The sequence below is a fragment of the Actinoplanes aureus genome (assembly GCF_015704865.1).
Classification (GTDB): domain Bacteria; phylum Actinomycetota; class Actinomycetes; order Mycobacteriales; family Micromonosporaceae; genus Actinoplanes; species Actinoplanes aureus.
On record NZ_JADQTO010000072.1, the window covers coordinates 1 to 6,990 of the forward strand.

Sequence of the window (6,990 nt, forward strand, 5' to 3'; positions counted from 1 at the left end):
CCAGCCCGACCAGTCCAAGAACCCGTCGGACAACGACTAACGCAAGCGTGCGAACCACCATGACCGACAGCCTGCCGCACCGAGTCTTCGCTGCTCACCGGCTGTAACGCTGAGATGGCACCCTTCACGCGGGTCGGGGCGCCGCGACGGTGACTTGGGCCACGGCCGCCCCTCACCCGGATCGAGTGCAAGCGGGTAGGGCAGCCGCCACGGCCAGTTGGGTTGTGCCCGCCCTCCCCCGGGTCGAGTACGAGCGGGCCGGCGCGGCCACAACCTGGCTATTTGCGGTTGTAGAGGCGCATGGTGAGGGTGCCGAAGACCCCGACGAGCACCGCGCTCGCCACCAGCGTCCAGGTGATCTCACCGATGTCCCACGCTCCGCCCATGATGGACCGGATCGCGGCCACCAGGTGGGTGATCGGGTTGACCTCGACGAAGGCCTGCAGCCAGCCCGGCATCGTGCCGGGGTCGACGAAGACGTTGCTCAGGAAGGTGAGGGGGAAGAGCACCAGCATGCTGACGCCCATCACCGACTTCTCCGAGCGCAGGAACAGGCCGAACATGGTCCAGACCCAGGAGAACGCGAACGAGAAGATCACTAGCAGGGCGATCCCGCCGAGTACGCCCGCGACGCCGCCCTCCGGCCGGAAGCCGAGGATCAGTCCGACCACCATGATCGTGGCGGCGGCGAGGATGTAGCGCAGCACGTCGCCGAAGATCATTCCGACCAGGGCAGCGGGACGCCAGACCGGCAACGTCCGGAACCGGTCGAACACACCCTTCTCGATGTCGGTGTTGAGTCCTACCCCGGTATACATCGTGATCATGACGACGCTGGTCACCATGACGCCGGGCAGGAAGAACTGCAGGTATTCCCGAGTGGAGCCGGCGAGCGCGCCCCCGAACAGGTAGGTGAACATCAATGTCATGATGATCGGGAAGGCGGTGACGTCGAACAGCTGCTCCGGCACATGCTTGATCTTGAGCATGGCACGCCAGCCATACGTCACCGACGCCGACCAGGCGCTCGGGCGCTTCGGCCGGGCGCTGCGGGCCAGCACGGCGCCGAGCGCCTCGGCCGACAGCGTGTAGGCGATGGCGTCCGAAGTCTGCGTGGCGGTGCTCATGCGGTGACCTCCTCGGTGGCCGGGCGGTCGGTCAGCGCGAGGAAGACCTCGTCGAGGCTGGGCTGCCCGAGCGAGAAGTCGTCCACGATGATCCCGGCCTCAGCGAGCCGGGCGAGCGCCCGCGAGGCCTGCGCGGCGGCGCCGCGATCGGAGCCGGACGCGTCGGCCCGGGCGGTGAGTGCCACCGGATCGGCCTCGCGCTGCACCGTGGTGCCGAGCTCCTCGGCCAGCACCCGCTCGGCGGCCGGTCGCTGGTCCGCGTCGCGCAGCCGGACGTGCACGGTGCCCGCCCCGATCGACGCCTTGAGCTGACCGGGTGTGCCCTCGGCGATCACCTTGCCCCGGTCGATCACCGCTATCCGCCCGGCGAGCTGATCCGCCTCATCCAGATATTGCGTGGTGAGCAGCACGGTGGTGCCGTTGGCCACCACCAGCCGCACGATGTCCCACACCTGGTTGCGGCTGCGCGGATCGAGTCCGGTCGTGGGCTCGTCGAGGAACAGCAGATCCGGAGTGTTGAGGATGCTGGCGCTGATGTCGATGCGCCGGCGCATGCCGCCGGAGTATTTCTTCACCTGCCGGTCGGCTGCCTCGCTCAGTCCGAACGCCTCCAGCAACTGCGCCGCCCGCTCCCGCGCCTGTGCCTTGGAATAGCCCAGCAGCCGGGCCAGCAGCACCAGGTTCTCGGTGCCGGTCAGGTCCTCGTCGACTGAGGCATATTGCCCGGTCAGGCTAACCCGGCTGCGGACCGCGTCGGGCTCGCGGAGCACATCGTGGCCGAACACCCGGGCCACGCCGCCGTCTGGCCGCAGCAGCGTGGCGAGCATCCGCACCACTGTCGTCTTGCCCGCCCCGTTAGGTCCGAGCAGGCCGTAGACCGTGCCGGCCGGCACGATTAGGTCGACGCCGTCGACCGCACGATTGTCGCCGAAACTCTTGGCCAGGCCCTCGGTCTCGACGGCTGGCGCATCCAGGATGGTCCCTTCATTGGGCATGACCGCATCGTCGCGCAGGGGTACGACAATTTTTGGCTCTTGTGATCGATGTGTGGGTGAGTTCTGGGTTTATCTGCCGGGTAGTTCGGGTCGGTGGCCGCCGAGGCTGAGCATGGCCAGGGCGATGATGGCTTGATCGCGGAAATCATCGACTATGTCCGCCGTACGAGCGACGACGCCGAACGCACACAGCACCTGACCACCGACATACTCGTCGACCTGGACGGCGATCGCGCCGAGCTGACGGCGAACATGCTGGTCACCTTCTTCCCTCCGGGATCCGACCAGCTGGCGCCCGCGCTGCGGCTGGTTGGTCTGAAATCCGCGTTCAGCGCCCTGCGCACCTCGGAGGGATGGCGCCTCCTTCGGACTGACGTCACTCCGCTGTGGCAGCAGCTTTCATGACAATGAGCCATTTCGCGCAACCGGACGGTAGCGGTCAGTAGCGGGCATTGTCCGGTGATGCCTGAAACGCCAACGCCGCGGCACCCCGGCCCGACCCCGGATGCTGTCCTGCCGTGACCAGGCGATCCCGGCTCTATGACGGCGCTTCGAATCAAGCAACTCGCCGCCGACAACCGGATCGGCATTTCCACCGACTACGGCTGCCTGAGGTTCTCGTATTATTGGCTGAAGACTCAACGGATATGGCTGACCTGCGGAACCGCGGCAGGAACGCGGTGAGGCTGTGGCTGGCGGTTGGTGGCCGGGTCGCGCGGGCCCGATTCCCCGGCAACAACGGCTGGCTGCCGAACCGTTATCGACCCGGGGAGTCGTCCCGCCGATAGATGCCGATTGGTCAGGCGCAGAGAGCCTTGTTCAGCAGCGCGTCGACGGCGGCGAAGACGACGGCGTACTCACTGCGGAAGTTGGGTGTGAGCGCGACCGTGACCTGGTGGCGCCGGTCTTCGGTGGAAAATGACCAGGACTGGTACGCCAGGGTACCGCCGTCGTTGCCGTACACCCGGATCCCGCACGCGGTGTCTCGCCAGGCCAGCCCAAGTCCGTAGCTACCGCCCTTGACTCCCGGTGTCTTCATTTCGGTGAGGAGGTGCTGCGGTAGAAGACGCCCGCCTAGCAGGGCGGCAAAAAATCGGTTGAGGTCCGTGGTCGTGGAGATTATCTCGCCGGCTGCGCCGAACACTGACGGATTCATCCGGGCGTAGTCGAGAAGCTCCATCTTGCCGTCGCGCTGTGTCGGCACGTAGCCGTGTGGATGCGGCCCGCGAATCTTTGACGACGTCCCGGGCACTGCGGTGCCGCGCAACCGCAACGGCTGGATGATCCGGCGTTCGATCTCCTTGCCGTATGGCCGGCCGGTCACCTCCTCGATGATCTGGCCGAGCAGGACGTAGTTAGTGTTCGAATACGCGTAGGCCACACCCGGCTGATCGGACGTCGGCGGGTTGGCCACCGCCCGCTGAATGAGTTCGGCCGGAGTCCAGCTCCGCCACCGGTTGCCCAGGAACTCAGGCTTTGGCGGCATTGGCAGTGTCGACTGGTAATCGAACAACCCGCTGGTGTGGTTGAGCAGATGGCGCACGGTGAGGCGGTGACCATCGGGAACCACTCCGGGCAGCCGCGATTCGACCGTATCGCCCAGCCGCAGCCGACCCTCGCCGACGAGCTGCAAGACGACGGTAGCGATGAACGTCTTCGTGATGCTGCCCACCCGGACGCGGCCGTCAATCGGTACGGCCCGCGCCGTACCCAGTTCGGCGACACCGCTGGCGCCCTGCCAGATGCCGTGCGGGTCACGCACCTCCGCCAGCGCGCCCACCGTGCCAGCAGCCACGACATCGTTCAGCCGTCTCTGCAGTTCTAAACGATCCGCCTTTTGTGGCGCGGCAATGGCGGTGGCCGGGGACGCCATCACTGCCAGCACTGTCGTCGCGATCACCATGGACCGGAGCACACGCTTCATTTGACCTCCTTGAGCGATTTTGTGGTTGGTATTTACGGAAGATCACGCTAGGCCCGCGGCCGCCCGGACGGGACCCGGCTGACAGCCGTCTTCTGCTAGGGGATTTCCCCCAGACCGGCTCGCGCGCAGCCAGACGGCCCGGCAACTACGGGCTCAGCTGTAGGACCCGCGCATGGAACCCAGCCCAGCGGGGAGGCGCCCGGGAGGCCTCAGCGGTCCCGGAGTCGGCGGTGGACACTGTCGAAACTCGCCGTCGACGAGGCGGGCGGCGCCTCGCTGCCGATACGGGTTTCGGTATTCCCAGCTGCTGAGCTGACGCCCGGTAGGAACATCGAGCTGGTTCAAGCGGTCGGGATCGGCGACACGTCGGTGGCTGTGACCCGGCCGTTGCTGATGGTGGAACGCCATGATGGACCTTGGTCGGCCGTGAACGGTGACGCCGGTGCCAGCCACGCCGTTGATGGGCGCCGGTTTCGCGTACGGGGACAGGCGCACGCACGGAGACAAGTGTTGCTACCCCGGGTTTCCGTGGCCGTGCCGGGTGCTGCAAGCCGTTCCTCCCGGGCACCTCCCGGCTCGGCTTGGTTCCGCACGAGTCCCATAGCTGAGTGGCTGTCTCGCAACCTGTTTCCGCAGCTAGCGCGAATCTTTGCCTACCGAGGTCCCATCCCCGGCGTTCGGATTGCCGTCACGGTGACGCTGATCCGAAGCCGCACCGCGGAGGGGACGCTCCTTAACAACAACGGCTTCCTAGGAACCTGGGCCGGAATCGTCCTGTCAAGTGTTTGAGATCCGCCAAGACGGCCCTCACAATGGACGCTGACGCCGATAAATCGATGAGTAAGAGTCACCGATCAGATCGAGCCCACGAATCCAAATGGCCGCAATCTGGCACTACAAGCGTTGCGGGAACTCGAACCCCCTGACCCCCACACTGCCAGTTAGCTTCATAGACATAGCGTGACCTGCACGTTTATCTATAAAGCTGCTAGAGGCGTTTTTGAAGTGCTGGTTGTGACTTTCGGTGAGCACTGAGAGGCACGTTCCGTGTTCGCATGTGATCATCGATCTCGCTACCTTCAAGACATGGCATCGATGAACCCGCGGGGGAGCTCGTTCATCGTCAGATGGCGAGCCGGCAGCAAGGGCAAGTGGCAGACATGCACCTTCCACGACGAGAACGACGCGAAACGAGCCCAGAAGCTGGCCACCGCACACAAGCACAAGATCAGCGATACCGAGGTCTACGCGATCGTTCTCGAGCTGGATGAGAAGGGCCAGAACGACGAAGAAGAGGAAGCGCTCACTCCTCTGGTAGGCGACTGGATCGAGGACTGGCTCGAAGGCAAGGTCGACGTCGCGAAGAGCACGAAGACCGAGTACGCCCGCATGCTGCGCGGCAAATGGATCAGCCAGCCGGTAGGTGATCTCCCGCCGCTGGCGAAGATGCGGATTGGTGAGCTCCACCGGGCCAAGCACGTCGATCCGTGGAAGGCGGGGCTTTCCGAGACGTTGATGCCGGCGGGCGTGCGTAAACACTGGGCCGTCATGAGCATGGTGTTGCGCGACGCCACGCCCAGGTATCGGCTGGACAACCCGTTCGACCGGCCGTCGGGGCAGCGCACCAATGGCCTGCCGACTATCGAGCACTACGACGCGTACTTCCTGACGGTGGAGGAAGCGGAGATTCTGCTGGCCGCGTGCCCGCCCCACATTCGGGATCTGGTTGTCGTGGCTCTCGGGACTGGCATGCGGCTGAGCGAGTTGCTGGGTTTGCGGGTCAAGGCCGTGTCGTTGAATGACAAGAACCCGGTCGTCTACGTGGAGAAGACGCTCAGCCGCACCGGCGGGCTGTCGGCTCCGAAGTCACGCAAGTCTCGACGCCCTATCCCGTTGGCGGCTCGTGTGGTCGAGGTGCTGACGCGGTTGGTGGCGGGCAAGAACCGCAACGATTTCGTGTTCACGTCGCCGGCCGGCAAGCCGTGGGACGCGAACAACTTCCGCAACCGGGAGTGGCGGTACGTCGTGGCGCGGGCGCAGCGGTGCGCGCAGCATCCGCCGAAGACGCGGAAGGCGGGTAACGGGTCCGAGCTTGATCAGGTCAAGTCGCTGGCGGTGTCGACGTGTGATTGCGCGACCCGGTTACACCAGCGGCCGCGGTCTCATGACTTGCGGCATTCGTTCGTTGCGTACTTGATCGCGGCGGGGTTCGATTTCTTGGCGATCCAGCAGATTGTCGGGCATGCCTCGATCAAGACGACGTTCGATACCTACGGCCACCGGCTGGCGCAACACGACCAGAAGTTGCTGGCGAAGCTCAACAAGATGCTGCCGCGTGGCGCGAAGGTGGCGGATTTCGAGGAGTTTGAGCGGAAGCGTCGGAAGAAGTCGAAGAAGGGCGCGAAGCGGGAAGTCGCTCCGTTCATCGCCGGTCTGAAACTGGCGGCGTAGGAGCACGGTGTGCCGTCGCTTCGGTGGCGGCACACCTTCACGATGAATCGTTCGTCTGAGTTCGGGGGTAAAGACGGTGTCAGATATGGACGGCGGGTCGGTCCAGCAGTCCGCGAATGCCAGCGGAGATGTCGTAGGCCAGGGCCGGTCGAAGATGCGTGTGCGGTGGCGTGATGGCGTGTCGGTCCCACAGTCACGCGCGGCGGTCCGTTGTCTGGGTTGTGGAACTGTCGAGCAGCTACGGCGGGTCTCTGCGATCGGCCGGGAGGGACGCGACGTTGTCCAGGTTCGCGGGCAGGCCTTCGGTGCCGGCGGGATGGCTGTTGTTCCTGTTCAGGCGCAGGTAGTGCGCCAGAGTGCGCTAGCTGTAGTGACCAGGACCGTTGTTGACGCGGTTGATGGGTGGCTGGCCTCCGAGCGCGGTGTGGGCTCGATGGTAGTTGTAGGTGTGGAGCCAGCCGGGTAGGGCGTCGGCGCGGTCCTGGTTGCTGGT

At 65.3% G+C, this 6,990-nt stretch carries 5 protein-coding genes and 1 pseudogene; 2 read left to right on the top strand and 4 right to left on the bottom strand.

The features are described from left to right. Positions 1-278: 278 nt before the first annotated feature. Together I4J89_RS48820 and I4J89_RS48825 are read right to left on the bottom strand one after the other, a co-directional pair. Complete coding sequence (locus tag I4J89_RS48820; protein WP_196421062.1) at positions 279-1,127, bottom strand: ABC transporter permease; 849 nt, start codon at positions 1,125-1,127, stop codon at positions 279-281. Further along, complete coding sequence (locus tag I4J89_RS48825) at positions 1,124-2,122, bottom strand: ATP-binding cassette domain-containing protein (protein WP_196421063.1); 999 nt, start codon at positions 2,120-2,122, stop codon at positions 1,124-1,126. The genes I4J89_RS48820 and I4J89_RS48825 overlap by 4 nt, the downstream gene beginning before the upstream one ends. A gap of 93 nt (positions 2,123-2,215) precedes the next feature. Here I4J89_RS48825 and I4J89_RS48830 point away from each other — a divergent pair, with 93 nt between their 5' ends. Beyond that, positions 2,216-2,527: a nuclear transport factor 2 family protein gene (locus I4J89_RS48830; RefSeq protein ID WP_309238809.1), complete on the top strand. Its 312-nt coding sequence runs from the start codon at positions 2,216-2,218 to the stop codon at positions 2,525-2,527. 394 nt (positions 2,528-2,921) lie between these two features. Here I4J89_RS48830 and I4J89_RS48835 read toward each other — a convergent pair whose 3' ends face one another. Continuing rightward, complete coding sequence (locus I4J89_RS48835; RefSeq protein WP_230860858.1) at positions 2,922-4,046, bottom strand: serine hydrolase domain-containing protein; 1,125 nt, start codon at positions 4,044-4,046, stop codon at positions 2,922-2,924. Positions 4,047-5,132: 1,086 nt separating this feature from the next. Here I4J89_RS48835 and I4J89_RS48840 point away from each other — a divergent pair. Then, positions 5,133-6,497, top strand: a complete 1,365-nt coding sequence (locus I4J89_RS48840) for a tyrosine-type recombinase/integrase (protein WP_196421064.1) — start codon at positions 5,133-5,135, stop codon at positions 6,495-6,497. 361 nt (positions 6,498-6,858) lie between these two features. Here I4J89_RS48840 and I4J89_RS48845 read toward each other — a convergent pair. After that, positions 6,859-6,990, bottom strand: a pseudogene (locus I4J89_RS48845) (IS481 family transposase); the annotation flags it as partial.